Source organism: Bariatricus sp. HCP28S3_A4 (genome assembly GCF_052066395.1).
In the GTDB taxonomy this organism is placed as follows: domain Bacteria; phylum Bacillota; class Clostridia; order Lachnospirales; family Lachnospiraceae; genus Allocoprococcus.
The window spans coordinates 21,164-47,252 of the sequence record NZ_JBQHSE010000009.1; the positions used below are offsets into that span (position 1 = coordinate 21,164).

Below are 26,089 nucleotides of genomic sequence, written 5' to 3' on the forward strand. Positions count from 1 at the left end.
GCGCTGCCTTGATAAATATGAGGAAATGGCATGAAGATGATTAAGACAGATAAGCTGGTATTTGAATATGCAAAACGTGACGAGGAAGGCAATATCATCGGAATGAGCCGTGCTGTGGATGAGGTGGATCTGGATATTGAGCCTGGGCAGTTTATAGCAATTCTTGGGCATAACGGTTCGGGAAAATCTACGCTGGCAAAGCATATGAATGCGATTCTGGTACCCACAGAAGGAACGATGTGGGTGGACGGAAAAGATACAAAAGAAGAAGAGTATTTATGGGATATCCGGCAGAGTGCGGGGATGGTTTTTCAGAATCCAGATAATCAGATCATCGGTACAGTGGTGGAAGAAGATGTCGGATTTGGCCCGGAGAATCTCGGAGTGCCGACGGAACAGATCTGGAAGAGAGTGGAGGAAAGCCTGAAGGCGGTCGGGATGATCGAGTATCGGCATCACTCTCCCAATAAGCTGTCAGGAGGGCAGAAACAGAGGGTGGCAATCGCAGGAGTTATGGCTATGCGCCCGAAGTGTATTGTACTGGATGAACCGACTGCAATGCTCGATCCCAACGGACGCAAGGAAGTATTGGAAAGTGTACAGGAATTGAGAAAGAGAGAACATATTACGGTCATTCTGATTACGCATTATATGGAAGAAGTTGTGGACGCGGATCAGGTGATCGTGATGGATCATGGACATGTTGTGATGCAGGGAACTCCGAGAGAGATCTTTTCACAGGTTGATTTGCTGAAAGAGTACAGACTGGACGTGCCGCAGGTTACGATCCTTGCGGATGAGCTTCGCAAGAGAGGGCTTGATATTCCTGCAGGTATTTTGAAAAAAGAAGAATTGGTGGAAATATTATGTCGATAAAATTAGAACATGTGAATTATATTTACAGCGCAGATACTGCTTATGAAAAACAGGCTTTAAAAGATATCTGTCTGGAGATCCCGCATGGACAGTTTGTCGGAATTATCGGGCATACCGGTTCGGGAAAATCTACTCTGATCCAGCATCTCAATGGCCTGATCAGAGCGACGAGCGGAACGGTTTATTATAACGGAGAAAACATTTACGCAGACGGTTATAATATGAAAGAACTGCGTAGCCAGGTGGGATTGGTGTTCCAATATCCGGAGCATCAGCTTTTTGAAGTGGATGTGCTCAAAGATGTATGTTTCGGACCGAAAAATCAGGGATTCTCGGAGAAAGAGTGTGAAGAACGTGCCCGGGAAGCTTTGAAGTTGGTAGGACTCAAGGAGAAATACTATGAGCAGTCTCCGTTTGAACTTTCCGGTGGACAGAAGAGAAGAGTGGCAATAGCCGGAGTGCTTGCCATGTGTCCGAAAGTGTTGGTTCTGGATGAACCGACAGCAGGACTTGACCCGAAAGGCAGAGATGAGATCCTGGATCAGATCGCATATCTGCATAAGACGAGTGATATGACGGTGATCCTGGTTTCTCATAGTATGGAGGATATCGCAAAATATGTGGATCGTATCATTGTGATGAACCATGGGGAAGTTATGTTTGATGATGTGCCGAAGCGCGTGTTCTCACATTATAAGGAACTGGAATCCGTTGGACTGGCGGCTCCACAGGTGACTTACATCATGCACGAACTGAAGGAGAACGGATTGGATGTGTCCGTCCATGCGACAACGATTGAAGAAGCGGCGGATGAGATCATGGCTGCTGTGACTAAGAAGGAGAAGACGGAATGATTCGAGATATTACAATAGGACAATATTATCCGGCGAACAGCAGGATTCACCGCCTGGATCCGAGGGTGAAAATTGTGTGTACACTTTTGTACCTTATTTCGCTTTTTATGTTTAAAAGTATTATCGGTTATCTTCTGGCGACCTTGTTTCTTGTATGTGTGGTCAGATTGTCGACTGTTCCGGTGAAGTATATCCTGAAAGGACTAAAACCGATCATAATGCTTCTTATGATTACAGTTTTGTTTAATCTCTTTTTGACGCCGGGAGGAAGGCTGCTTTTTCATTTCGGACCGCTCAAGATTACAGAACAGGGTTTAAATACAGCTGTATATATGGCAATCCGGCTGATCTATCTGATTATGGGATCTTCGCTTATGACGCTTACTACGACGCCGAATGCCCTTACAGATGGTCTGGAAAGTCTTCTTAAGCCGCTGGGACATCTGAATGTTCCGGTGCATGAGATTGCGATGATGATGTCGATCGCTCTTCGTTTCATACCAATTCTGTTGGAAGAAACGGACAAGATCATGAAAGCGCAGATTGCGCGCGGCGCTGATCTGGAGAGCGGAAATATCATTCAGAAAGCTAAGGCTCTGGTACCGATTCTTGTACCGCTGTTTGTATCTGCATTCCGGAGAGCGAATGATCTTGCAATGGCGATGGAGGCGAGATGTTATCATGGCGGTGAAGGAAGAACAAAAATGAAGCCACTGATCTATAAAGGCAGGGATTATGCAGCTTATGCGGTGACGATTGCTTATGTTGCAATCTCCTTTGTGGCAGGAAGATATATTCCGTTTAAAATCTGGATCTTCTAATAATGTAATCAGAAACGGAGCAGATAATGAGAAGAATTAAATTGACAGTTGCATATGATGGCACGAATTATTGTGGATGGCAGGTGCAGCCGAATGGAATTACGATAGAGGAAGTGCTGAATAAAGCAATTTGCACACTTACCGGTGAAGAGATTGCAGTAATCGGTGCCAGCCGGACTGATTCAGGGGTTCATGCAATGGGGAATATTGCTGTGTTTGACACCGGGAGCAGAATACCGGCAGAACGCTTCTCCTATGCGCTGAATCAGAGACTTCCGGAAGATATTGTGGTGACGAAGTCAGAGGAGGTTTCACTGGACTGGCATCCCAGATATCAAAACAGTCTGAAAACTTATGAATACCATATTCTGAATACGAAGACTCCTGTTCCGACGAAGCGGCTTTATAACTGCTTCGTCAGTTTTGACCTCGATGTGAACCGCATGAGACAGGGAGCCCAGTATCTGTTGGGGGAACATGATTTCGCTGCATTCTGCTGCATCCGGACCAACGCAAAGACAACAGTGCGGACGGTCACAGATCTTCAAATTCAGCAGAATCCGCTGAAACCGGAAGAAATTACAATCCGGATTACAGGAAATGGATTTCTGTACAATATGGTGCGGATCATCGCAGGAGTGCTGATTCGCGTCGGGAGAGGGTTTTATGAACCGGAGAAGGTTTTGGAGCTTCTTGAAGGTAGGGAACGAAAAAAGGAGGCAGTCACTGCACCTCCTCAGGGATTGTGTCTAATGGAGATAGTATATGAAAACGATGGATTTTGTGTTTCGAATAGCAGGAGCTGAGGATGTGCCTGCCATAGATAAGATGATCAGGCAGGCGAAGTCAGGTATCACGGATCCGGACTGGTTTGAAGCGGAAGATATGGAATTTGTACGCAGGCATATTTCGGAAGAAGGGTTTATCATTCTGGCGCAGCCTGAGATCGACCGGACAAATACGGCAGCATTGCTTATTGTACGTTTCCCGAAACGTGAAGAAGATAATCTGGGAGAATATCTGGAACTTTCAGAGGAAGAAATGCAGAAGGTCGCACATTTGGAGATCGCGGTAGTCTCTCCGGAGTTTCGAGGAAATTCCCTGCAATATAAACTTCTGGTGGAGGCACAGCGGATATTGAAAAATGGATGGAACGAGCTTGAAATCCGATACTTGATGGCAACTGTTCATCCGGAAAATGTGTACAGTCTTCGAAATGTAGAACGGTTTGGAATGAAAATCGCTGCTGATGTCAAGAAATATGGCGGAAAACGGCGATTTGTTATGTGGAAGAATTTGGATGATGAATATGAGGAAGGAAAATGAAATTACTGAAGCTGGTTGTAGTAGATGATGAACCAATCCTGCTGCAGGGGCTGCTTAAAACTTATGACTGGGGAAGCATGGGGTTTGAAGTGGTGGGAACTGCACAGAGTGGGGAACAGGCGATTCAGGTGATCAAGGAGAAGAAACCGCATGTGGTTCTGACGGATATCCGTATGAAACAGATTTCTGGTCTGATGGTCATGGAGGAGATTCAGAAAGAGGACATGGATTGCCTTTTTATCGTGCTGAGTGCGTACAGGGATTTCGAATATGCACGCCAGGCATGTGAGCTCGGGGCTTTTGCCTATCTTTTGAAACCGATTGAGGACGATAAATTGCAGGAAACCATGGAGAATGCATACAAAAACTGCATGGCACAGATTGAAAATGTACAGCGTATTGAGAGTTGGGAGAAGATGGTGAAAAAAGATTCTGACAGTTTCCTGCAAGTCATTGTACAGAAATACCTTCAAAAGAAAATTACATATGAAAAGATGGAACAGGTCTTTGCAACGGTCGATGATGTGATCCGGGATGGGGATCGTTTTATTACATTGTGTGTAGATATAGATCTTACATATAAGATTACGAATTCGCTTGATTATGAAGCAACAAAGTTGTCGCTGATTCGGTATCTGGAACAGGTGATGAATGGAAAATATTTCTTCTGGCATTTTGAAAGCGAGGAAGGATATTTTGTTTTTCTGGTGAAAACAAGTAAGAATGATACCGTCAAAGAATTGAAACTTCTGATGGAACATATTAAAGAAGAACAGAATTGTCCGGTCGTGGCATCAATTTCAAAACCTTATAAAGGCATGAAAGGGATTGGACGGAGCTATGAAGAGGCTGAAAAATTATTCGGTCTTGCGAGTGCGTCCGGTGCAAGCGCATTTACTATGCCTGAGGAGATTGAGGAAAGTGAGGAACGTACGGATTTTGAGGATGCCGAACTTCTGATTGTCAATGCTATTCGGAAAAATGATGAAAAAGAGCTGAAAAAGGCTTTTGTGCATTTTATCTACAATTTGCCCGAAGCGGAAGAAATGCAATGCCAGCTCCTGCACAAATTGATGCTGAGAGTGGAATTTTTGCTTAAGGATTCCTATGGAATGGTGGACAGTCTACGAGAGCAGTTTCGCAATTATTATTCGAATATCCAGAATCTCAGTGCGGCAAAATCGGTAGATGTATGTTATCGGATTCTCGGCAGTGTCATTGAAGAAAGAAAGAAGCATGCAGGTAAAGATGAGACCCGGTACTTCAAAGAGTATATGTCTGTTGCAGTCGGATATATTGAAGAACACTTGAATGATGAGAATTTATCCATCGTTTCCGTAGCAACTCATATTTATTTGAATCCGGTTTATTTTGGCAGAGTTTTCAAAAATACATTTCATATGACATTTAAGAAATATTTGCTCCAGCAGAGGATTGAGCGGGCAAAGAAACTGCTGTCTGAGGGGGATGAGAGCATAGGAAGTATCTGCGAGCAGGTGGGAATAAGCAATCCTTCCTATTTCTCTCATTTGTTCAAAGAATCCACGGGAATGCTTCCCAGTGAATATAAACGGAATTGTGAGAAAGGGTAACGGCCAGAGATGAAGATCGGGAAAATGAAGTCCGGAATTCAAAAAAAATATTTAAAATACACCATAGCACTTTTGATTCTGGCACTCTTAATGTCAAGCATAGGTGTGTGGATGTTCACTTATCGTCGTCTTAGCTCGGCAATTGTGGATAAATACACTTCTCTCGATGAGAAAATGGGGATTGCACTGGATTCTCTGTTTCAGAAAAGTGATGAAGTCCTGGCAGAGTGTATCCTCAATACAGACGTGCAGGACAGCCTCAGAACGGGAAATCTGGAAGAGGTTGAGAAGACGACGATCAGTAAATACTTTGCTTACATTGACATGGAACATGTATCGGAATACTGTTATGTTGATAATAAACAGAATGTATATACGCGTTCATATTCCAAGATTGATTACGAGGATTTTAAAAAGAGTAAAATGTCTGCTCGGCTCGGGGATTCGTACGCAAAGACGAAATGGTTTCTTGCCCCGGATACGTTATTCGGAGAAGGAAAGCAGGCGGTATTTATCGGGCGGTATGTGCACAGTATGGAATATGCACATGAACCCGGAATGCTGTTCCTGAAAATGGAAGAAGAATTTCTGGATGACATTCTGGGCAGCAATCCGGCTTCCATATCAGATGCTGCGGTTGGAATCATGGATGGGAATGGACAGTTTTGGAAAATGTGGCATCCGGACGGATACGATCTGCCGGATGCAGATCAGAAGATCATGAAAGAAATAGCGAGAACAGACGGAGAAGGTATGATCGCCAACGGAGAGAAAATTCACAGTGGCCTTCTGTCGGCTTACCGGCAGAAGGAGACAGGACTTATCGTTTACACGATCGTACCAAATAGTGTGATTTCTAAGGATTTGGGAAAAATTCTGATCATTTTGTCCGGGATCTATCTTCTCGTCATTGCCGTTGCGTTGAATTTAAGTATCTATTTTTCCAAACGATTTACGAGACCGATCCAGACAATCAGTGAAGCGATGACGGGATTTGACGGAAATGATTTTAGCAGGAAAGTTGAACTGAACACGAATACAGAACTGGATCAGATCGGACAATCCTATAATCAGATGCTTGTAAATATTGAAAATCTTTTGGATGAGATCAAATTACAGGAACGTGAACTGAGGACTAGTGAAATGAATATGCTGATCAGTCAGATCAATCCCCATTTTATGTATAACACTCTGGATACGATCTACATGCTGGCAAGAATCAATGGTGAGGAAACGACAATGAAAATGATACAGGCATTGTCAAAATATCTCCGTTTGTCACTCAGCAAGGGTAATGATATCGTTACAGTGGAAGATGAACTGGAAAATGTAAAGAGTTATATGGAGATCCAGCAGATCCGAAATGAAAATCTGTTCCGATATGAGATTGAATGTCAGGTGGATGCAAAGAGGACCTGGATTTTGAAATTGATTTTGCAGCCGCTTGTAGAAAACGCAATTAAGTATGGCTTTTGTGAAATCTACGAAGGGGGATTTATTCGGATTACGGTAAAAGAAGATGCGGGGCAGCTGAGTCTGGAAGTCTACAACAGCGGAAAGCCGATTGACGGTAAAATGGCAGATAAGATCAATGCGCTTAACGGGGCGCCGCTTAAGGATCTCCGGGAGTGTTTCCCGGACAAAAAACATGGATACGGCGTGACTAATGTTATTACGAGGCTGCGTCTGAAATATGGAGAGGATGTACATTTTGAATATCAAGCAGAAAATGACGGAACCAGATGTATTATCCGGATTCCGGATGATGGGAAAGAAAATAGAGAATTATAGAAGACTGTTATCAGTATTGCTCTGTGTTGTGATGCTGGCAGGGGTTGCCTGTGGATGCCAAAAGAGCGAACAGACACAGACCAAGGAAGAAGAACGGGGAGAAATCCACATTCCTGTAATCTTTACTGTAAATCCTACGAATGGTAAAAAGAGTAACCAACAGCTTACAGAAGCTTTCAATGAGGAATATGACGGAATCTATCAGGTTGATGTAGAGTGGGTGTTGGAGACAGAAGAGGAATACCGGCAGAATCTGAAACGGCAGAATGTGACGGATTCGCTTCCTGCGGTAATCACAGATCTGCGGATGCTGCCGTCATTTTATCAGATGATGATCGAAGATGGCCGTCTGGAAGATCTTGCACCGTATCTGGAAGCGGATGAAGAATGGAGAAATATGGTTGAGCCTGCGGTAATGGAAGCGTGTATGGAAGAGGATGGTGCAGTGTACTTGGCACCGATCAGTACGGCGGCATTTTCCTGCTCCGGTATGTTCTGGAATAAAGAATTGTTTGAAAAGGCAGGGATAGAGCGATTCCCGGAGACCTGGGAAGAATTCTGGGAATGCTGCGACAGGCTGCAGAGTTGCGGTATTACACCACTTGCATTGCATACGGAAGGAACAGGATGGGCTCCCATGTTGATTGCAACAGCGGTAATTGCTGATACATCGGATGGTGCTGAATTTATGAAAGAGCTTTTCCCGGATACATATCAGAATGAAAGCGGTGTTATGCTGGCAGAAACGCTTAAGAAACTGTTTTCTTATACAACAGATGATGCAATGCATGCCGATTTCGATGTTTCATTTACCAATTTCTTTTCGGGAGAGGCGGCCATGATCCCGAATGGATATTGGATGATCGAACAGATACCTGATGGATGGCGGGGGAAGACTCGCTTTTCGGCATTCCCGGGAAATAAACTGATCTCGTCTCCTGAGACATTCGGATGGGCGGTGGTTTCTGATTATAGTGATGAAGTGAAGAAGGGGGCTGTGGAATTCTTGAAATTCCGCACAAAGTATAATAGGGAAGAAAGGGAACGCCTGATGAAATCCGGTGAGGGATGGAATGTGCCTGCACTGAGTGATTATATTGACGCTTTTTCGGCGGACCCACAGATCGTTCCGAATTACCAGGTGAAATGGAATTCCATCTTACAGGAAGAAACTTTGGAAGAGTGTCTTCCGGAACTGGTTAAAGGGAAGATTACAGTAGAAGAATTCCTGAAAAAAGCGGATGAGAGTATCCGGGAATATGAGGCTGAACAGTAAAGTGTAAACCTGAACTATTAAAAATAAAGGTATGTTTTTTGATAGTTCAGGTTTTTTTCTTGATAACGGACAGGAATATTTCTCTGCTATGATTATTACAGAAAAAAGAAAACCAAGTTTTCAGAAAAGAGGGAGAATTTGTTATGAAAAACAAAAAAAGATGGATCGCACTGGGACTGGTTGCAGCAATGGCAGTAGGAACACTTGCAGGCTGTGGCGGAAAGAAAGAAGAAGGTGGCGACGGAGAAGCAACAGGTTCTGTATATTATCTGAACTTCAAACCAGAACAGGATGAACAGTGGCAGGAACTTGCAAAAGCTTACACGGAAGAAACCGGAGTAAAAGTTGAAGTTGTTACAGCTGCATCCGGAGAGTATGAAACCACACTGATGAGTGAAATGGGTAAGAGCGGTGCTCCGACACTGTTCCAGGTAAACGGACCGGTTGGACTTGCTAACTGGAAAGATTACTGCTATGACCTTTCAGATTCAGATGTTTACAAACAGCTGACAAGCGAAGATTATGCACTGAAAGATGGCGACAAAGTAGCTGGTATCGCTTACGTTATTGAATCTTATGGCCTGATTGTGAATAAAACGCTGCTTGCAAAAGCTGGCTACACAATTGACGATATTCAGTCTTTCGCAGATTTGAAGAAAGTTGCAGAAGATATCACAGCACGTTCTTCTGAACTCGGATTTGCAGCATTTACATCAGCAGGTATGGATGGATCTTCTGACTGGAGATTTAAGACACATCTTGCAAACCTTCCGATCTATTTCGAATATCAGGAGGACGGAATCGGAACAACTGATGCAATCAAGGGAACATACCTTGACAACTATCGTAATATCTGGGATCTGTACATCAACAACAGTACCTGCGCACCGGCTGAACTGGCTGCCAAGACAGGTGATGACTCCCGTAACGAATTCCTGGCAGGTCAGGCAGTATTCTTCCAGAATGGTTCATGGGAATACGGCAACCTTACAGCAGACGGAACATTTACAGATGATGACCTTGCTATGATCCCAATCTACATCGGCGCAGGCGATGAGGCAAATCAGGGACTGTGTACCGGTACTGAAAACTACTGGTGTGTAAACTCAGAAGCAGACGAAGCTGATATTCAGGCTACTCTGGATTTCATGAACTGGTGTGTAACTTCTGAAAAAGGAACAAAAGCTATGGGCGAAGATATGGGATTCGTTATTCCGTTCAAGAATGCAGTAGAATCTCAGAACCTGTTCGTAAAACAGGATAAAGAAATGACAGAAGCAGGAAAAACACCTGTATCTTGGAACTTCCCGACAATGCCGTCAGAAGAGTGGAAGAATGGTGTAGGCCAGGCTCTTACAGCATATGCAGCAGATCAGACTGATGAACAGTGGGCTGGTGTTGTATCCGCTTTCGTAGATGGATGGAAAACAGAATACGAGCTGGCAAATCAGCAGTAATAAGGAACTGGAGTAAACATGAAAAAGGACAGGCAGCGTTCCTGCCTGTCCTTATTATGTGAGGATTTGAAAGGCAAACGGTTATCTGCCTTGTCAGATCTGGTTATGAGTGAGGAGGAGCTCTATGGAAAAAGCGTTAAAGCGTTACGCACCGATTTTTATTCTTCCAACCTTTCTTGCATTTGTAATTGGATTTATCGTACCGTTTATAGAAGGCTTATATCTTTCATTCTGTAAATTTACGACGGTAGACAATGCAACATGGGTAGGACTTACAAACTATATTGCAGCAATCAAAGATACATCATTTACTGATTCCTTTAAATTTTCAGTTATGTTCTCGGTTGTCTCTATTCTGACTATCAATGTGCTTGCATTCGGACTTGCACTTCTGTTGACACAGAATCTGAGAGGAACCAACATTTTCAGAACAGTATTCTTTATGCCGAACCTGATCGGCGGTATCGTTCTTGGATATATCTGGCAGATCTTGATCAACTGTGTGCTGTCACTTACTGCTCAGCCGCTGCTTGCACTGAACAGCAAAGCCGGATACTGGGGCATGATCATCCTGATGTGCTGGCAGCAGATTGGATATATGATGATCATCTATATTGCAGGACTGCAGAATGTGCCGGATTCTTTGATTGAGGCGGCTAAGATCGATGGTGCTACGAACCTTCAGACACTGATTAAGATCAAAGTACCGATGGTTATGTCATCCATTACTATTTGTGTATTCCTGACATTGACAAACTCATTCAAATTGTTCGACCAGAACCTCGCACTCACCGGCGGTGATCCGAACCATACAACAGAAATGTTGGCACTCAACATTTACCAGACTTTCTATGCGCGTTCCGGTATGCAGTGGAAGGGTTATGGACAGGCAAAGGCAGTTATTTTCTGTCTTATCGTAATTGTTATTTCGTTTGCTCAGCTTAGAGCAACCCGTTCAAAGGAGGTGCAGCAGTAATGGATAAAAAAAGAAAGCCGGGTAGTATGATATGGACCATTATTTTGGGAATCGCTTCTGTTCTCTGGATATATCCTGTTGTCATGATTCTTTTAAATTCTCTGAAAAAAGAATCTGCAATCAGTACAGCTGCTGCGTTCAAACTCCCTACGGCAGACTCTTTTACAGGTATTGCAAACTATATTGATGCGATTGCATCCAAGGGATTCCTGAGCAGTTTGGGATTCAGTACATTTATCACCATCACCTCTGTTACGGCAATTCTGATCTGCTGTTCTATGTGTGCATGGTATATCACCCGTGTAAAAGGCGTGATTTCACAGGTATTATATTACCTGTTCGTATTCTCAATGGTAGTCCCGTTCCAGATGGTTATGTTTACACTGTCTCAGACAGCAGATAAACTGAAGCTGAACACTCCGTGGAATATCTGGATTATTTATCTGGGATTTGGTGCAGGACTTGCAGTATTCATGTTCTGTGGATTTGTAAAATCAATCCCGATCGAAGTAGAAGAGGCTGCTATGATCGACGGATGCAATCCGCTTCAGACCTTCTTCCTGATCGACGTACATATACTGAAACCGACGATGATCTCTGTTGGTATTCTGGAAGCTATGTGGGTATGGAATGATTATTTGCTTCCGACATTGGTTCTTGATATCAAGAAATATAAGACTATTCCGATGCTGATCCAGTACTTCAGAGGAAGTTACGGTAAAGTGGAAATGGGACCGATGATGGCAAGTATCATGCTTACTGTCATTCCGATCATCATTGTATACCTGGCAGGACAGAAGTATATCATCAAAGGTGTTGCTGCCGGTGCGGTAAAAGGCTAATCAGGCTAACATATTATAAATCGAAAAGAAAGCGGTTTCTGGAAACGGGAACCGCTTTCTTTTTGTTGTGCGCCTGGCGGCGCACGTTTCTAACGGGTGAAAGTCCCGAATCCGCCCGGCAGTGGGAAGGATATAGCCGAAGGCAAGGGCGCTAAAACAAGAAATGTTCCGATCATGGAAAAAACGTGCAAACACCTGAAATCCTACCTTCATAAATTCCATACAGAAGATAATCCGGAAGAATTTCTTTTTTATATAGATCGCAAAGGAATACGGTCACAAATGTCAATCGACAACGTGGAGAAATTTGTTGCACGTTATGGAAAAAAGGCATAAGAGACTTCAACAGATGTGCCAGAGCATTTATATCCCCATATGTGGAGACATTCACGTGCGATGCATTTGTATAGGAATGGTATGCCACTCCCATTGGTGGCCGAATGGCTTGAACATGCAAAAATGGATACAACAAGGCGTTTTTATGCAAATGCTGATACCACGATGAAAAAAGAGGCTATTGAAAAGGCGACATCAGACTTTTATCCTCTCTTCTCCAATGAATATGACGTTGACTGGGAAGATGATGAAGACCTCATGAAAAAGCTTTATGGCTTAAAGTAATTATTATCCCGACTTTTTACTTTAGTATCTTTTAAAATACGGCATTTCAGATGGTTTATCGGAATAAATAGAAAGTCGGGATAAGTGGTGTGAGAGGTCGGAATATCTCAAATAAGAGAAATTCCTCCTACTCGATTGTATTACAATGTGAAAATTTAATGCGGTAAAATGTTAAAATGTCACAAAAAAAATTGATATATCCGAAAAAAATATATAAAATGAACAAAAACAATTGACATTGCCGTAAGGGAAAGGTTTAGTATGGGATATAGAGACATTATATAGATAGAGCGTGTTTATAGAAAATGCAAAAACTGGAAAGGGAGTGATGCCATGGACAATACATTTGTTCATCCGTATATGCCGAATAGTGTTCCTGAGATCAAAGAGGAAATGTTGAAGGAAATTGGTGTAGAGAAAATCGAGGATATATACAGGAGCATTATCCCTAATGAACTTATTTACAAAGGAAGATTGGATTTACCTGAACCGATTCAAAGTGAGTATGAACTGAAAAGACATGTGCTTGGTATTCTTAATAAGAATGCAACGACAGAAGAGTACACCAGTTTTCTCGGTGCGGGATGCTATAAACATCAAATTCCGGCAATTTGTGATGAATTAAACTCGCGGGGAGAATTCCTGACTGCTTACTGCGGCGATACGTATTCGGATCATGGCAAGATGCAGGCAATTTTCGAATATGCGAGTATGATGGGAGAACTGTTGGATGCAGATGCGGTAAGCTATACAACCTATGATGCGGGACAGTCAGTTGTCTCGTCTATGCGAATTGCACTTCGTGTGCAGGAGGCACGAAACACTCCGAAAGATGTGGTGTTGGTTCCAGCTACAATGAATCCTGAAATTCTGTCACAGGCAAAGGAGTATTGCAGAAATGTTGCGCAGATCAGAAAAGTTGCATATGATCCGGCAACGGGACTCATGGATATGAGGAATCTTGAAGACAAGCTGAAAGAGGGCAATGTTGGAGCTGTGTTTTATGAAAATCCTTCCTATCTTGGATTCTTTGAGACACAGGGACAGGAGATTGCAGAGCTGGCGCATGAATACGGAGCGCTTTGTATAGCGCAGCCGGAGGTGTCGGCCCTTGGTATTATGGAAAGTCCCATGAACCAGGGAGCAGACCTTGTATGTGGTGATATACAGCCTTTGGGAATGCACATACAGTTTGGTGGCGGTCAGGCAGGATTTATTGCATGTCGGCAGGATGTGGAGCTTCTGCAGCAATTCCCAACATATATGTATGGAATAGCAGAAACAGACAAAGTGGATACTTTTGGTTGGGGACGTGCGATGAATTATCGAAGCTCCCATGGAAGTCGCGAAAAAGCAAAAGAGTACTTTGGAACAGAGACAGGTCTGTGGGGCATAACAGCAGGCATTTATCTTGCAAGCATGGGACCGCAAGGAATGTATGAATTGGGAGAAACGATTATACAGAATGTGAATTATGCTGTCTTGAAATTATCAGATATCCCTGGTATTAAAGCAAATGTATTTGGAGGAAGCAATTTCCAGGAATTTGTTATAGATTTTACCGAGACAGGAAAAACAGTAAAAGAAATCAATAAGACTCTGCTTGAGGAACATATTTTTGGAGGAAAGGATTTAAGCCAGGATTTTGAAGAATTAGGACAGAGTGCATTGTACTGTGTATCTGAACTGACAACAGCAGATGAGATTGAGCATCTGGCAGAAGCACTGAGAACGATTGTAGCAGGAGGGTCAGAACATGGGAAGGTTTAAGAAAAATAGAGATTTTCACGAAGCACGATGGGATGAGCCTATTATTATGGAGCTTGGAAATCCGGGAGAACGAGGTGTGCTTGTGCCGAAAGCTTCTGAACGTGTGGTACAGGTAACAGGAACTGTGGAGAACCTTCTTCCGGCGAATCTTAAGAGAAAGAAAGCACCAAAGCTGCCTGAAATGTCACAAATGCAAGTGCTGCGCCATTATATGAGACTCTCACAGGAAACAATTGGTACAGATATTAATATCGATATCGGGTTGGGGACATGCACCATGAAGTATAGTCCCAAGATTAATGAACAGTTTGTGCGCTCGGAAAAACTGACTGAGGTCCATCCATATCAGGATGAAAGTACGATTCAAGGAATTCTTGAAATCATGTACAAGGATGAACAGTACTTGAAAGCAATTTCAGGAATGGATAGAGTAAGCCTTCAGCCAGGAGGGGGAACGCAGGCGATTTTTGCCAATGTAGAAACAATCCGTGCATTTCATGAAGCCAACGGTGAAGGGGAACAGAGAAACGAGATTATTACAACCATCTTATCACATCCGGGAAATCCAGGAGCTGCGGCAACATTAGGATATAAAGTCATTACACTTTATCCGGATGAGAATGGAGTACCGGATATTGAAGCTTTAAAGGCTGCAGTGTCAGAACATACAGCGGCACTGATGATTACAAATCCAGAGGATACAGGTATTTTTAACGATAAAATTAGAGAGTTTGTGGATATTGTTCATAGCGTAGGAGGATTGTGTGTTTATGACCAGGCGAACTTAAATGGATTGTTTGGTATTACAAGAGCGCGGGATGCCGGATTTGATATGTGCCATTATAACTTGCATAAGTCCTTTTCTTCTCCACATGGCTGCCAGGGGCCTGCAGCAGGAGCGCAATGTGTCTGTGAAAAGCTGGCTAAGTTCGTAGCAACCCCGACTGTAGAATATGATGGAGAAAGATACTATTTCGATTATCAGAGACCGGAAAGCATAGGAAAGTTGAGGAAATACTTTGGCGTTCCGGCAGTTTTGGTTCGTACATATGCTTATATAAGAACGCTGGGCCCGGATGGAATAAAACAGATTGGAGAACTGGCTATTTTGAATAATAACTATATGCTAAAGAAGCTTTTAAAAATCGACGGGTTATCAATGCCGTTTGCGGAAGGAAAATTCCGTGTGGAGCAGGCCAGATTGAGCTGGGAACAGTTGACAAAGGATACAGGAGTTACAACCGATGATATTTGCAGAAGAATTGTAGATTATGGTTTTCAGGATTATTTTGCAAGTCATCATCCGAGAATTATTCCGGAACCATTTACTCCGGAACCAGTTGAAACCTATTCAAAAGATGATATAGATGAATTTGTAGAAGCATTTGCTTCAATTGCAAAGGAGGCTTATGAGGAACCGGAACTTGTGAAGACAGCTCCGCATAAGGCCGCTCTTAGTGATCAGATTCATGAAGAATATCTGACTGAATGGGGAAAATTTGCAACAACTTGGCGTGCATATGTCAAGTACATAAAAAAATAAGGAAGGAGGGAGAAAAATGATTTTTGATGGACATGGTGATATATGGACAGACGTTACCTGCCATGTTATGGATCATGGAGAAAGGGATATTTTTCGTAAATATCACTTAAACAAGTTCCGGGAAGGACATGTAACAGGAGGGATTTTTGTGATTTGGATCGATCCGCCAAATGACAAAGATCCGGCAGCAAGATCAAAACAGATTGTAACCAGTATCAAACAGGAAATGGTTGATGCGGCAGATATTCTGAACTTTGTCACAAAATTTGAAGATTTTGAAAAAGGAACAAAGGCAGGAAAGATTAATGTGGTTACCGGTATGGAAGGATTGAGTCAGATTGGGGAAGATATTGATCAAATTGACTACTTCTATCATGAAGTCGGTGTAAGACATGCTATGCTGACGTGGAATGAAGCAAATGCTCTGGCTACAGGATGGCCGGTTGATGTGAATCGGGGACTTACCGATGTTGGTAAGAAAGCAGTAAAAAGAATCCAGGATCTGGGTATGGTCATGGATGTATCACATCTGAATGACAAATGTTTCTGGGGAGTTATTGATCTGGCGCAGGGACCGATTATTGCATCACATTCTAATGCACGAGCAGTATGCCCTGCTATGAGAAATCTAACAGATGACATGTTAAAAGCAATTGCTGGCACGAACGGACTGGTTGGCATGAACAGTATGAGAGAGTTCATTGCAGAAGAGTATGAGAAGCAGGATGTTGAGCATTTGGCTGATCATATAGAGTATATCGCGGATCTGATTGGTATTGAGCATATTGGACTTGGGTTTGATTTTGACGATTATCTTGGCGGAGAAACGCTTAGTTCTTTCAGCGGACATCTTGATTCACCAAGCGGAAAAGGTATTTCCAATGAGGCTGAAGCAAAGAACATACTGGAAGTATTGAGAAAACGTGGATATAGTCAGGAACAGCTCGAAGCAGTTGCTTACAAGAATTTTTATCGTGTTTTCAAAGAAGTATGGAAATAGGATAGAGGAAAAAGGAAGGTAGAGGTTTATGAGTACATTAATTAGTGCGGATAATACATGGGCGCTGTTTGCAATTTTAGTAGTAATCGCAGCGTTGGCAATCTGGATGGAACAGAGATTTAAATGGGCATCTAAAGTGACAGGATGTGTGATTGCTTTGATTGGAGCGATGATTCTTTCAAACTTCAGAATTATTCCGGTAGACGCACCGGCTTATGATTTTGTATGGTCTTATGTAGTGCCATTGGCAGTACCACTGCTTCTTTTCAAAGCAAATATTAAGAAAATCTGGAAAGAAAGCGGAAGAATGCTAGCAATTTATTTGATTAGTGGTGTAGGTACTGTTATAGGCGGATTCCTCGCATATTATATTTTCAAAGGGAAAATTGACGAATTGCATGCAATTGCAGCTATGATGGTTGGTACTTACACGGGAGGAAGTGTTAACCTGGCAGCAATGAAAGCAGCATTTAGTGCAAGCGATACAACATCTGCAGCAGCAGTTGTTGCGGACAACCTTTTAATGGCATTGTATTTCTTTGTATTGATTGCAATTCCTACGATGCAGTTCTTCCTGAAGAAATACAAACATCCATATATTGACGAGATTGAAGCAAGAACTCAGAAAGGTGATAATGAGAATCAGGCAGCCAACTTCTGGAAGGCGAAACCGGTTGCACTTCTTGATATTGCGGAAGCCCTGGCAGTATCATTTGCAATCGTTGCAGTATCAACAGCACTTGCTGATTTTATCTCTTCAGTTATCCCGACAACAAATTTTGCACTTGCATTGCTGAATGGGCTAATTGGTAATAAATACCTGATCATGACAACTCTTACAATGATAGTGGCAACTGCAATGCCGGATTTCATCGGAGAAATCGCAGGAGCACAGGAAATTGGTACATTCCTGATCCATATTTTCTTTACAGTTATCGGAGTCCCGGCTTCTATTTATCTTATTATTACAGAAGCTCCATTGCTGCTTGTATTCTGCGCAATCATCGTAGGTATGAACATGATTTTCTCACTTGTATTTGGTAAGATCTTCAAGTTCAGTATTGAGGAAATCTGTGTTGCTTCTAATGCCAATGTCGGAGGCCCTACAACGGCAGCTGCCTATGCAATTGCAAAAGGATGGCAGTCTATGGTGGTTCCGTCTCTTCTGGTCGGTACGCTTGGATACGTAATTGGTAATTACTATGGAATTTTTGTTGGGACTTTCCTTGGAAGGTAATTGGGTGTAGAAAAATAGATATATAGTGTTACTTAAGGACAATAAACACAGCTTTGGGGGTGCGTTTATTGTCCGCTTAGAAAGAGGAGAATGACTTATTGGATAGAGACGAAAGTAAATATAGTATTGGCGAAATAGCAAAAATATGTAATGTGACAAAGAAACAATTGCGCTATTACGATGAAAAAGACATCGTGAGCCCTTTCTATAAAGACGAACAGACCGGTTACCGCTATTACAGTGAAACACAGATTGAAGAAATTCTACTGATTAAAGAGCTGAAGAAGACAGATTTGCCTTTGGTTGATATTGCAGAAATTCTAAAAGAACGAAATATTCCATTGCTCCGGAAAAAGATGGAGCGGCAAATGGAGTTGGCAAAGCTAGATTTATTAGAGGCAATGAACAGATATGATCAGACGGTTCAGACATTCATGAGGGCAAGCGAAACGGTTGAGGCACTTGATCGGATGAATTATACGAAACAAAATTTGCACAAGTTTGAAGTTGTGACATTTCCAAAAACAAAAGTAGCTTATACAAGATATGTCAGTTATTGGAATGCGAACAGCTTGTTTATTGGAAGACGGGCGGAATTGTATCGAATGATTGATGAGTATCGGCTGACAACAACGGGGAACTTGACTGCAATCTTCCATGGCGGTTATATGAAACAGTTTAGCGAGAAAGAGGAGGACATGAATGGAGATCTGGAAGTCTTCTTTGGAATCGCTGACAGCAAAGATTGTGTATCTTGCAGATATATACCAGAATTTCAGGCTATTACAACACTGCATGTGGGATGTTATCCGAGCCTGAAAGAATGCTATGAAGAATTGGAAATATGGGCGAAAGACAATGGATATGAGGTAGAGAAGTGTTCATTTGAAGATTATATATGCGGAGTGACAATGACGAATGATCAGAGAAAATATGTAACACGGGTTTATGTTCCGCTTAAAGGAAGCATCATTTAATATATCTATAAGAACATAAAATTTGACACATGGTACATTAAAAACTACCATGTGTCAAATTTTGATCTATAGAGGGTTAGTTGTTCGGCATATTTTCAATACGATAAACAGTGGATTCTGTGTCGCTGAAGTGGATCTTATAATATCCACAGAGATAGTGATCCGTTTCCTGATCGCCGGTATCCACTAGCATTGCGCGCCCTTTGAGACTAATGAGTTTACTCTTGGTGACTGCCAGACAAATATTCTCTTTTCTCACGCGGGAAAGAATTACAGGACTGATCTGTTGGTTCCCACGTCCGAATACAAAACCGGCACCACCGATACAGGTAACGATAATCCTGATTTTTTCTGTATGTTCTGTGAGATCTTTTAGTGCATTTTCATCGGCATCTTTATGGATGAGTTTTCCGTTCAAAATGGCATCTACACCGATAAGTGTTCCAGCACCGCATAATCTTTGTTTGATTTGGTAGGTTGTACTTCCCGGACCTATTATGTATAGAGTATCTTTGGCTACTGAAGAGGCAAAATAATCGGCTAGGATTTCTGCTTCTTCAGGTAAAGAAACAAAAGCAGCTTTAGGACCCTGAAGTTTTTGGCCTTCATTAATCATTTGAAGATATCCATAAAGATGAGGGCTGATGTGAGGTTGTCCGAGCAAAATTTCATCAATATCCATAACTTCTCTCAGTTCTTGTCTCAAAGGTTTCCCTATAATATAGTTCCTAAGAAGTCCTCCTGCAATAGAAGGATTAACTGCAAAACATCCGGAATACATTTTGACACCGGCGGGGATCCCGATTACCGGTTTCTGTAGCCCAATCACATTGCAAAGATCTCTGGCGGTGCCATCTCCGCCACAAAATATGATTAAATCCACATCATTTTCCAGAAAAAGCTTCAGGCAGTCCAGTGTGTCTGAACGTGAAGTGATAAGTTTTGCAGAACAGATTTCCTGATATGGGATTCCAAGTTCTGTAAGAATATTTCCACCCATTTCTCCTGCCGGTGCATACAGTATACAATCTTGCTTGATATCAAGAATATGCCGCAGACATTCTCTCGCTCTTATGGCAGAGCATTTTTGATAACCATTTTGCAGTGCGTGTTCCAAATGCTCCCTGCAGTCACTGCCTTTGTAACCGGCCTTTCCTCCAAGACCTGCAATTGGATTTATGATAAGTCCAATTTTCGCTTTCATAGATCGCAATCTCCTTTTATCATAAGAATGTGACGATGAACTGTGATGCCAGGACAATTAGTACGAGTGCTACTGGATAGGTTGATGCATATGAAGAAGCCACATCATCCGTACCGGAGGAGCGTATCAGTACACCAAGTGCAGGCGTGCTTGTCATCCCGCCTGTGAGAGAACCCAGATTGTCCAGGAGACACAAGTTTACAACATGTTTCGCAAATAAAAATCCGATGATGAGAGGCAGAAGCGTCATAAGTGCTCCGTAAATAAACAATATCATTCCATATTTGTGAATGATATCTACAAATCCGGAACCACCGGGTACACCGGCACCGATCAGGAACATCATCAATCCGAATTCACGAAATGATTCTAAAAAACCATGAGAAAGCTTCATGCTCAGCGAACCTGCATGGCCGAAATGTCCAAAGAGCAATCCCATAAGAAGAGCACCGCCGGTATTACCGAGTGAGAAGGTGGCACCTCCCGGAAGTGGAATGGAGATTTTCCCAAGAAGAATGCCACAAATAATAGCAAGGGTAAACGCGCATAGACCGAGAGAGTCTATTTCGGTGTATTTCTTTTTTTCCTTTCCTTTTTCTTTCGCTGAGTTGACAATTAATTTTGCTCTTTCCTCCACCAGATTTACCCTCAAAATTTTGGGGATGAGTTGGACAAAAAGGACAACACCAACTACTCCAAAAGGATATCCGATGGCATAGCCTACGGTAACTTCATTCAGAAGCACTTCATTGGCTCTGACAACATCCTGCGCTGCTGCAAAACCGGGTGTTGTCGTTAAAGCACCAGAAAGAATACCTACAGCCATAGCAGAATCAATATTTGTCAAAGAGATAACTGCAATACAGATGATGCTGCCGATCCCTATGACCACAAAGGCGAGACAAACATAGGATTTGGCATTTCTCTTCAGATTGCAGAAAAAGTTTGGACCGGCTATGAAGCCGACTGAAGTCACAAAGCAGAGAAGCCCCATATTCTGGACCATGGACATAGTGAGCTTCAGGGCTGCATTATCAATAGTAATAAGACCGATTTCATGAAGAAGAGACTGATCTGCATATCCGAAATGACCAAATACGAGGGCTGCAAGGAAAACACCGGCAGCACCCAGACCAACTCCTTTTATTTTAATGTTGCCGATCATAAATCCGGCGAATGCAATGGCGAACACAATAAATAGTGAGTTGCTGCAGCAAGAAACAAGAATTGCATTCAGGTAATTCATTGCTTATTTCCCCTTTTCTTTTTATGGTAAAGGGTGCCCGAAGAGGAATGTCAATAGATAATTTGAAAATAACTAAAAGAAATTGTACCCGCCTTGACAAATCCGTAAATATAAGTTAGTATTACTCCATGACGAAATATTTAAATGCTGTGATAGGAAGAAGTAGTTTCTGACAAGACTCAAACAGAAAGTTACCGGTTGATGAGAGGTGCAGGAAGAGTCAGAGATGAATACATCCTGGAGCATCACACCGAACGCAGAGAGAAGAGAACAGGTAAGTAGGCTGTGACGGAATGGCGGACGTTATACCGCTGCAGTGATGGATGCGATGGCAGAGTCACTCACGGAGGCATACAGCGCGAGCTGCATGTGAAATAAGGTGGTACCACGGGATTATTCCCCGCCCTTACAGAAAAAAAGTAAGGACGGGGCTTTTTTTCGCAAAAACAAAAATTGATTAAATAATTTTTGAAAGAGAGGATAACGAAAATGGGAATTTATGAAGAACTTCAGGCGAGAGGACTAATCGCCCAGGTAACTGATGAACCGCTGATCCGCGATTTGGTAAATAACGGAAAGGCAACATTTTACATCGGATTTGATCCGACTGCAGACAGTCTGCATGTAGGGCATTTCATGGCGCTCTGCCTGATGAAACGTCTGCAGGAAGCCGGTAACAGACCGATCGCTCTGATCGGAGGCGGTACAGCTATGATCGGAGATCCGTCAGGACGTACGGATATGCGTCAGATGATGACGGAGGAAACGATTCAGCATAATTGTGAATGCTTCAAGAAACAGATGAGCCGTTTTATCGATTTCTCGGATGGAAAGGCATTGATGGTAAATAATGCGGACTGGCTTCTGAATCTGAATTATGTAGAAGTGCTGCGTGAAGTCGGTGCGCATTTCTCCGTAAACCGTATGCTTTCTGCGGAATGCTATAAGCAGAGAATGGAACGCGGACTGAGCTTCCTGGAATTTAACTACATGATCATGCAGAGTTATGATTTCTACATGCTGTTCCAGAAATACGGATGTAATCTTCAGTTCGGAGGAGATGACCAGTGGAGCAACATGCTCGGCGGTACGGAGCTGATCCGCCGTAAACTCGGAAAAGATGCAAGCGCCATGACAATCACGCTTCTTCTGAATTCCGAAGGCAAGAAGATGGGCAAGACACAGTCCGGTGCAGTCTGGCTTGACCCGAATAAGACTTCTCCGTTTGAATTCTACCAGTACTGGAGAAATGTGGCAGACGCGGATGTGTTAAAATGCCTGCGTATGCTTACGTTCCTTCCGCTGGAGCAGATTGATGAGATGGACAAATGGGAAGGCGCCCAGCTGAATAAGGCCAAAGAAATCCTTGCTTATGAACTGACAAAACTGGTTCATGGCGAAGAAGAAGCCGAGAAGGCACAGCAGGGAGCACGTGCGCTGTTCAGCTCCGGAAATGCAGCAGATATGCCGACAGCAGAGCTGACTGAGGAAGATTTTACAGACGGGAAGATCGACATCCTGACCCTCCTTCATAAGAGCGGTTTGGTCCCTTCCAAATCTGAGGCGCGCCGTGCCGTTCAGCAGGGCGGTGCAGCGGTGGACGGTGAGAAAGTTACAGACATCGCAGCAACATTTGCCAGAGAAGAATTTGACGGAGACGGAAAAGTCTTGAGACGCGGTAAAAAGAATTTCCGTAAAGTAGTGAACAAAGCGTAAGTAATATCGGACTGGAGGCATACGTGATGAGTTTTAGAGAAATAAAACCGGAAGAACTGAAAGAAAATCCATTCGATCTGATCGGAAAACAGTGGATGCTGATCACGGCGGGCGATGAGACGAAATGCAATACGATGACTGCAAGCTGGGGAGGCGTCGGAATCATGTGGGGAAAACCGACTGCGACAGCCTATATCCGTGATTCCCGTTTTACCAAAGAATTTGTGGATGGAAGCGAGTATTACACCTTATCATTTTTTGAGGAAACATACAGGCCGGCACTGAATCTCTGCGGAAAGGTTTCCGGAAGAGATACGGACAAGATGAAAGATGCGGGACTGACTCCGTACTATATAGACGGAACGTCAGCGATTGCGGAGGCACGTCTGATCTTTGTCTGCCGTAAGGTGTTCCATCAGAGAATGGGAGAAGAAAACTTTGATGATCGCAAGAATCTGGAAAAATGGTATCCGGATCGCGATATGCATACGATGTATATGGGCGAAATTGTCAAAGTACTCGTAAAAGAGGATTAATGCTATGGGTAGATGGAAGCAGAACATCACGGTCGTTCTTGCATCTGCTTCACCCAGAAGAACGGAACTTCTGGGACAGGCGGGGATTCGTCATGTAGTCATCCCATCAAGCTGTGAGGAGACGATCAGCTCTGTGGTGCCGGAAGAGGTTGTCATGGAGCTCTCTGCGCAGAAAGCAGAAGACGTCTACGCAGGCTATGAGAAAGAGCATCCGGATGAAGAATTTGTCGTGATTGGTGCGGATACCGTTGTGGCATCCGGTAAAGAGATCCTTGGCAAGCCGAAAAGTGAGGAAGACGCATACCACATGATCTCCCTGCTCCAGAACCGGACGCATCAGGTATATACCGGAGTGACACTTCTGGCGAAAACGAATGAAGGACAGAAGAAGAATACATTTTTTGAATGCAGTCACGTGGCGGTGTATCCGATGGAGGAGGAAGAAATCCGTGACTATATTGGAACCGGAGAACCTATGGATAAAGCAGGCGCGTATGGGATTCAGGGCGGTTTCGCAATCTACATTCGGGGAATAGAGGGGGACTACAACAATATTGTCGGACTTCCGATCGCCAGAGTGTATCAGGAACTGAAAAAAATGGAAATATGATCGTATGACTGGATGAAAAATGTAAGCAACAAGGAGAAAAATACGATGAAGAAGAAATGGTGGCATGGAAAAACAGCATATCAGATTTACCCGAAAAGCTTTATGGACAGCAACGGAGACGGGATCGGTGACATCCGGGGAATTATCGGTAAACTGGACTATCTGAAAGATCTGGGCGTGGATATCATCTGGCTGTCCCCGATCTATCAGTCTCCGTTTGTAGATCAGGGATATGACATATCCGATTATTATGCTATTGACCCGGCATTTGGAACGATGGAAGACATGGACGAACTGCTTGAGGAAGCAAAAAAACGCGATATATACATCGTCATGGATCTGGTTGTAAATCATTGCTCAGATCAGCATGAATGGTTTCAAAAGGCACTTCAGGATCCGTATGGAGAATACGGAAAATATTTCTATATCAGAGAAGGAAAAGACGGGCAACCGCCCTGCAACTGGCGCTCCTATTTCGGAGGCAGTGTCTGGGAAAAACTTCCGGGATATGAGAATCTGTTTTATCTTCATATGTTCGCGAAAGAACAGCCGGATCTGAACTGGGAGAACCCGAAGCTGCGGGAAGAAATCTATAAAATGATCCGCTGGTGGATGGAAAAAGGCTTGGCCGGTTTCCGGTTGGATGCAATTATCAATATTAAGAAAGATCTTCGTTTCCAGGATTTCCCGGCTGACCGTGAAGAAGGAATGTGCAGCGCAGCGCTGATGCTCCAAAATGCGCAGGGGGTTCATGAATTTCTTCAGGAGATGAAAGAAAAAGCCTTTGCGCCGTATCAGGCATTCACGATAGGAGAGCTTTTTGATTTTCGCGAGGAAGAAATGGAGAAATATATCGGAGAGAACGGCTGTTTTGAATCCATATTTGATTTTGCGCCGCATTTAATTGGCGGAAATCAAAAGGGATGGTATGCCTGTGAGCCGGTGGACCCGGATGCATACCGGGATACGGTGATGAGAAGTAAACTTACGTCGCAAAAAACAGGACTGATGGCGAATATCATCGAGAATCATGATGAGCCTCGCGGGGTAAGCCGTTATATTCCGGAAGGAGAAGTGACGGAAATCAGCAAGAAAATGCTGGCAGGACTTATGATGATGACTTATGGCCTTCCGTTTCTCTATCAGGGACAGGAAATCGGTATGACAAATACCCGTTTCGAAAGCATTTCCGATATCAATGATATCAGCACGATCGAAGAATATCGCCTTGCCAGAGAGCAGGGCTATGACGAGCGGGAAGCACTGGATATCGTTGCGAAATTCAGTCGCGATAATGCCCGCACACCGATGCAGTGGGATGACACTGAGCACGCAGGATTTACCGATGGTACGCCGTGGCTTAAAGAAAATCCGAATTATAAGGAAATCAATGTGGCCGACCAGGAAGGAAGAGAAGGATCTGTTCTCGAATTTTATAAAGAAATGATTCGTCTCCGCAAAGATCCGGAATATGGTAATACCGTTGTGTATGGAGAGATGATACCTGCATATGAAGGCGAAAAGAGACTTTTTGCTTTCTATAGAAAGGATGAAGACCATACATTGCTGGTAGCTTCCAACTATCAGAACGAAGAGCGGACCATACCGATGGAGTTTGACAGCAAAAAAATCCTGGTCAATAATTATCCGGAGGATAATATCGAGAAAAGAGTCCTGAAGGTGAAAGACGGCTGGCTGCTGACACTGAAGCCGTATCAGTTCATTGTGGCAGAACTCTGACCGGAAAATAGCTGACTATAAAAACATAATACAGACAGAAGGACAGAAGGTTTTTGCACCAACTGTCCTTTTATCTTG

At 43.2% G+C, this 26,089-nt stretch carries 22 protein-coding genes and 1 pseudogene; 21 read left to right on the forward strand and 2 right to left on the reverse strand.

Going from position 1 to position 26,089, the window contains the following annotated elements; all coding sequences use genetic code 11:
• Positions 1 to 30: 30 nt before the first annotated feature.
• From ACTNBF_RS06395 to ACTNBF_RS06475, 17 genes and pseudogenes are all read left to right on the forward strand, one after another.
• Positions 31 to 876 (forward strand): energy-coupling factor transporter ATPase, encoded by an 846-nt coding sequence (locus ACTNBF_RS06395; RefSeq protein WP_427819609.1) that lies wholly within the window; start codon positions 31 to 33, stop codon positions 874 to 876.
• Positions 867 to 1,730 (forward strand): energy-coupling factor transporter ATPase, encoded by an 864-nt coding sequence (locus ACTNBF_RS06400; RefSeq protein ID WP_427806952.1) that lies wholly within the window; start codon positions 867 to 869, stop codon positions 1,728 to 1,730. Before ACTNBF_RS06395 ends, ACTNBF_RS06400 begins: the two co-directional genes overlap by 10 nt.
• Entirely contained in the window at positions 1,727 to 2,551 is an 825-nt protein-coding gene (locus ACTNBF_RS06405) for an energy-coupling factor transporter transmembrane component T family protein (protein WP_441018367.1), read from the forward strand. Before ACTNBF_RS06400 ends, ACTNBF_RS06405 begins: the two co-directional genes overlap by 4 nt.
• Positions 2,552 to 2,577: 26 nt before the next feature.
• Complete coding sequence (gene truA / locus ACTNBF_RS06410) at positions 2,578 to 3,357, forward strand: tRNA pseudouridine(38-40) synthase TruA (protein ID WP_427819611.1); 780 nt, start codon at positions 2,578 to 2,580, stop codon at positions 3,355 to 3,357.
• Positions 3,317 to 3,877: a GNAT family N-acetyltransferase gene (locus ACTNBF_RS06415; protein WP_427806956.1), complete on the forward strand. Its 561-nt coding sequence runs from the start codon at positions 3,317 to 3,319 to the stop codon at positions 3,875 to 3,877. The genes truA and ACTNBF_RS06415 overlap by 41 nt, the downstream gene beginning before the upstream one ends.
• Complete coding sequence (locus tag ACTNBF_RS06420) at positions 3,874 to 5,469, forward strand: response regulator (RefSeq protein ID WP_427806957.1); 1,596 nt, start codon at positions 3,874 to 3,876, stop codon at positions 5,467 to 5,469. The genes ACTNBF_RS06415 and ACTNBF_RS06420 overlap by 4 nt, the downstream gene beginning before the upstream one ends.
• Positions 5,470 to 5,478: 9 nt before the next feature.
• Positions 5,479 to 7,260, forward strand: coding sequence for a sensor histidine kinase (locus tag ACTNBF_RS06425; RefSeq protein ID WP_441018369.1), 1,782 nt, complete (start codon positions 5,479 to 5,481; stop codon positions 7,258 to 7,260).
• A complete protein-coding gene (locus tag ACTNBF_RS06430; RefSeq protein WP_441088910.1) occupies positions 7,199 to 8,536 on the forward strand; it encodes an ABC transporter substrate-binding protein in 1,338 nt (445 codons plus the stop codon). The genes ACTNBF_RS06425 and ACTNBF_RS06430 overlap by 62 nt, the downstream gene beginning before the upstream one ends.
• Before the next feature lie 143 nt (positions 8,537 to 8,679).
• Positions 8,680 to 9,993 (forward strand): ABC transporter substrate-binding protein, encoded by a 1,314-nt coding sequence (locus tag ACTNBF_RS06435; protein ID WP_427806960.1) that lies wholly within the window; start codon positions 8,680 to 8,682, stop codon positions 9,991 to 9,993.
• A gap of 124 nt (positions 9,994 to 10,117) precedes the next feature.
• Entirely contained in the window at positions 10,118 to 10,969 is an 852-nt protein-coding gene (locus ACTNBF_RS06440; RefSeq protein ID WP_427806961.1) for a carbohydrate ABC transporter permease, read from the forward strand.
• Positions 10,969 to 11,811 carry a carbohydrate ABC transporter permease gene (locus ACTNBF_RS06445; RefSeq protein WP_427806962.1) on the forward strand — a complete coding sequence of 281 codons (843 nt, stop codon included), beginning with the start codon at positions 10,969 to 10,971 and terminating at the stop codon, positions 11,809 to 11,811. Before ACTNBF_RS06440 ends, ACTNBF_RS06445 begins: the two co-directional genes overlap by 1 nt.
• Before the next feature lie 174 nt (positions 11,812 to 11,985).
• Positions 11,986 to 12,432 (forward strand): annotated as a pseudogene (locus tag ACTNBF_RS06450) (tyrosine-type recombinase/integrase).
• A gap of 333 nt (positions 12,433 to 12,765) precedes the next feature.
• Complete coding sequence (gene gcvPA / locus ACTNBF_RS06455) at positions 12,766 to 14,202, forward strand: aminomethyl-transferring glycine dehydrogenase subunit GcvPA (protein WP_441024902.1); 1,437 nt, start codon at positions 12,766 to 12,768, stop codon at positions 14,200 to 14,202.
• A complete protein-coding gene (gene gcvPB, locus ACTNBF_RS06460; RefSeq protein WP_441024903.1) occupies positions 14,189 to 15,745 on the forward strand; it encodes an aminomethyl-transferring glycine dehydrogenase subunit GcvPB in 1,557 nt (518 codons plus the stop codon). Before gcvPA ends, gcvPB begins: the two co-directional genes overlap by 14 nt.
• A gap of 16 nt (positions 15,746 to 15,761) precedes the next feature.
• Positions 15,762 to 16,745 carry a dipeptidase gene (locus tag ACTNBF_RS06465; protein WP_441024905.1) on the forward strand — a complete coding sequence of 328 codons (984 nt, stop codon included), beginning with the start codon at positions 15,762 to 15,764 and terminating at the stop codon, positions 16,743 to 16,745.
• A 28-nt stretch (positions 16,746 to 16,773) separates the two neighbouring features.
• On the forward strand, positions 16,774 to 17,982 hold the full coding sequence (locus tag ACTNBF_RS06470) for a DUF819 family protein (RefSeq protein ID WP_441024906.1): 1,209 nt from the start codon (positions 16,774 to 16,776) through the stop codon (positions 17,980 to 17,982).
• A gap of 98 nt (positions 17,983 to 18,080) precedes the next feature.
• On the forward strand, positions 18,081 to 18,959 hold the full coding sequence (locus ACTNBF_RS06475; RefSeq protein ID WP_441024907.1) for a MerR family transcriptional regulator: 879 nt from the start codon (positions 18,081 to 18,083) through the stop codon (positions 18,957 to 18,959).
• 76 nt (positions 18,960 to 19,035) lie between these two features.
• Here ACTNBF_RS06475 and ACTNBF_RS06480 read toward each other — a convergent pair whose 3' ends face one another.
• Positions 19,036 to 20,163, reverse strand: a complete 1,128-nt coding sequence (locus tag ACTNBF_RS06480) for an ATP-NAD kinase family protein (protein ID WP_441049426.1) — start codon at positions 20,161 to 20,163, stop codon at positions 19,036 to 19,038.
• Positions 20,164 to 20,182: 19 nt separating this feature from the next.
• Positions 20,183 to 21,409, reverse strand: coding sequence for a permease (locus ACTNBF_RS06485; RefSeq protein ID WP_441088911.1), 1,227 nt, complete (start codon positions 21,407 to 21,409; stop codon positions 20,183 to 20,185).
• 489 nt (positions 21,410 to 21,898) lie between these two features.
• Here ACTNBF_RS06485 and tyrS point away from each other — a divergent pair, with 489 nt between their 5' ends.
• The 4 genes from tyrS to ACTNBF_RS06505 are packed head-to-tail and all read left to right on the forward strand — an operon-like array spanning position 21,899 to position 26,011.
• Entirely contained in the window at positions 21,899 to 23,125 is a 1,227-nt protein-coding gene (gene tyrS, locus ACTNBF_RS06490) for a tyrosine--tRNA ligase (RefSeq protein WP_441088912.1), read from the forward strand.
• Positions 23,126 to 23,151: 26 nt separating this feature from the next.
• Complete coding sequence (locus tag ACTNBF_RS06495) at positions 23,152 to 23,661, forward strand: flavin reductase (protein ID WP_441024912.1); 510 nt, start codon at positions 23,152 to 23,154, stop codon at positions 23,659 to 23,661.
• A 4-nt stretch (positions 23,662 to 23,665) separates the two neighbouring features.
• Entirely contained in the window at positions 23,666 to 24,271 is a 606-nt protein-coding gene (locus tag ACTNBF_RS06500; protein ID WP_427806965.1) for a Maf family protein, read from the forward strand.
• A 45-nt stretch (positions 24,272 to 24,316) separates the two neighbouring features.
• A complete protein-coding gene (locus ACTNBF_RS06505) occupies positions 24,317 to 26,011 on the forward strand; it encodes a glycoside hydrolase family 13 protein (RefSeq protein WP_441088913.1) in 1,695 nt (564 codons plus the stop codon).
• The last annotated feature ends 78 nt before the right edge of the window (positions 26,012 to 26,089 follow it).

Bases quoted from the DNA above. Each gene is read 5' to 3' on its own strand.
- ACTNBF_RS06395 (WP_427819609.1), top strand. From the start codon at position 31: ATGAAGATGATTAAGACAGATAAGCTGGTATTTGAATATGCAAAACGT.
- ACTNBF_RS06400 (WP_427806952.1), top strand. From the start codon at position 867: ATGTCGATAAAATTAGAACATGTGAATTATATTTACAGCGCAGATACT.
- ACTNBF_RS06405 (WP_441018367.1), top strand. From the start codon at position 1,727: ATGATTCGAGATATTACAATAGGACAATATTATCCGGCGAACAGCAGG.
- truA (WP_427819611.1), top strand. From the start codon at position 2,578: ATGAGAAGAATTAAATTGACAGTTGCATATGATGGCACGAATTATTGT.
- ACTNBF_RS06415 (WP_427806956.1), top strand. From the start codon at position 3,317: ATGAAAACGATGGATTTTGTGTTTCGAATAGCAGGAGCTGAGGATGTG.
- ACTNBF_RS06420 (WP_427806957.1), top strand. From the start codon at position 3,874: ATGAAATTACTGAAGCTGGTTGTAGTAGATGATGAACCAATCCTGCTG.
- ACTNBF_RS06425 (WP_441018369.1), top strand. From the start codon at position 5,479: ATGAAGATCGGGAAAATGAAGTCCGGAATTCAAAAAAAATATTTAAAA.
- ACTNBF_RS06430 (WP_441088910.1), top strand. From the start codon at position 7,199: ATGACGGAACCAGATGTATTATCCGGATTCCGGATGATGGGAAAGAAA.
- ACTNBF_RS06435 (WP_427806960.1), top strand. From the start codon at position 8,680: ATGAAAAACAAAAAAAGATGGATCGCACTGGGACTGGTTGCAGCAATG.
- ACTNBF_RS06440 (WP_427806961.1), top strand. From the start codon at position 10,118: ATGGAAAAAGCGTTAAAGCGTTACGCACCGATTTTTATTCTTCCAACC.
- ACTNBF_RS06445 (WP_427806962.1), top strand. From the start codon at position 10,969: ATGGATAAAAAAAGAAAGCCGGGTAGTATGATATGGACCATTATTTTG.
- gcvPA (WP_441024902.1), top strand. From the start codon at position 12,766: ATGGACAATACATTTGTTCATCCGTATATGCCGAATAGTGTTCCTGAG.
- gcvPB (WP_441024903.1), top strand. From the start codon at position 14,189: ATGGGAAGGTTTAAGAAAAATAGAGATTTTCACGAAGCACGATGGGAT.
- ACTNBF_RS06465 (WP_441024905.1), top strand. From the start codon at position 15,762: ATGATTTTTGATGGACATGGTGATATATGGACAGACGTTACCTGCCAT.
- ACTNBF_RS06470 (WP_441024906.1), top strand. From the start codon at position 16,774: ATGAGTACATTAATTAGTGCGGATAATACATGGGCGCTGTTTGCAATT.
- ACTNBF_RS06480 (WP_441049426.1), bottom strand. From the start codon at position 20,163: ATGAAAGCGAAAATTGGACTTATCATAAATCCAATTGCAGGTCTTGGA.
- ACTNBF_RS06485 (WP_441088911.1), bottom strand. From the start codon at position 21,409: ATGAATTACCTGAATGCAATTCTTGTTTCTTGCTGCAGCAACTCACTA.
- tyrS (WP_441088912.1), top strand. From the start codon at position 21,899: ATGGGAATTTATGAAGAACTTCAGGCGAGAGGACTAATCGCCCAGGTA.
- ACTNBF_RS06495 (WP_441024912.1), top strand. From the start codon at position 23,152: ATGAGTTTTAGAGAAATAAAACCGGAAGAACTGAAAGAAAATCCATTC.
- ACTNBF_RS06500 (WP_427806965.1), top strand. From the start codon at position 23,666: ATGGGTAGATGGAAGCAGAACATCACGGTCGTTCTTGCATCTGCTTCA.
- ACTNBF_RS06505 (WP_441088913.1), top strand. From the start codon at position 24,317: ATGAAGAAGAAATGGTGGCATGGAAAAACAGCATATCAGATTTACCCG.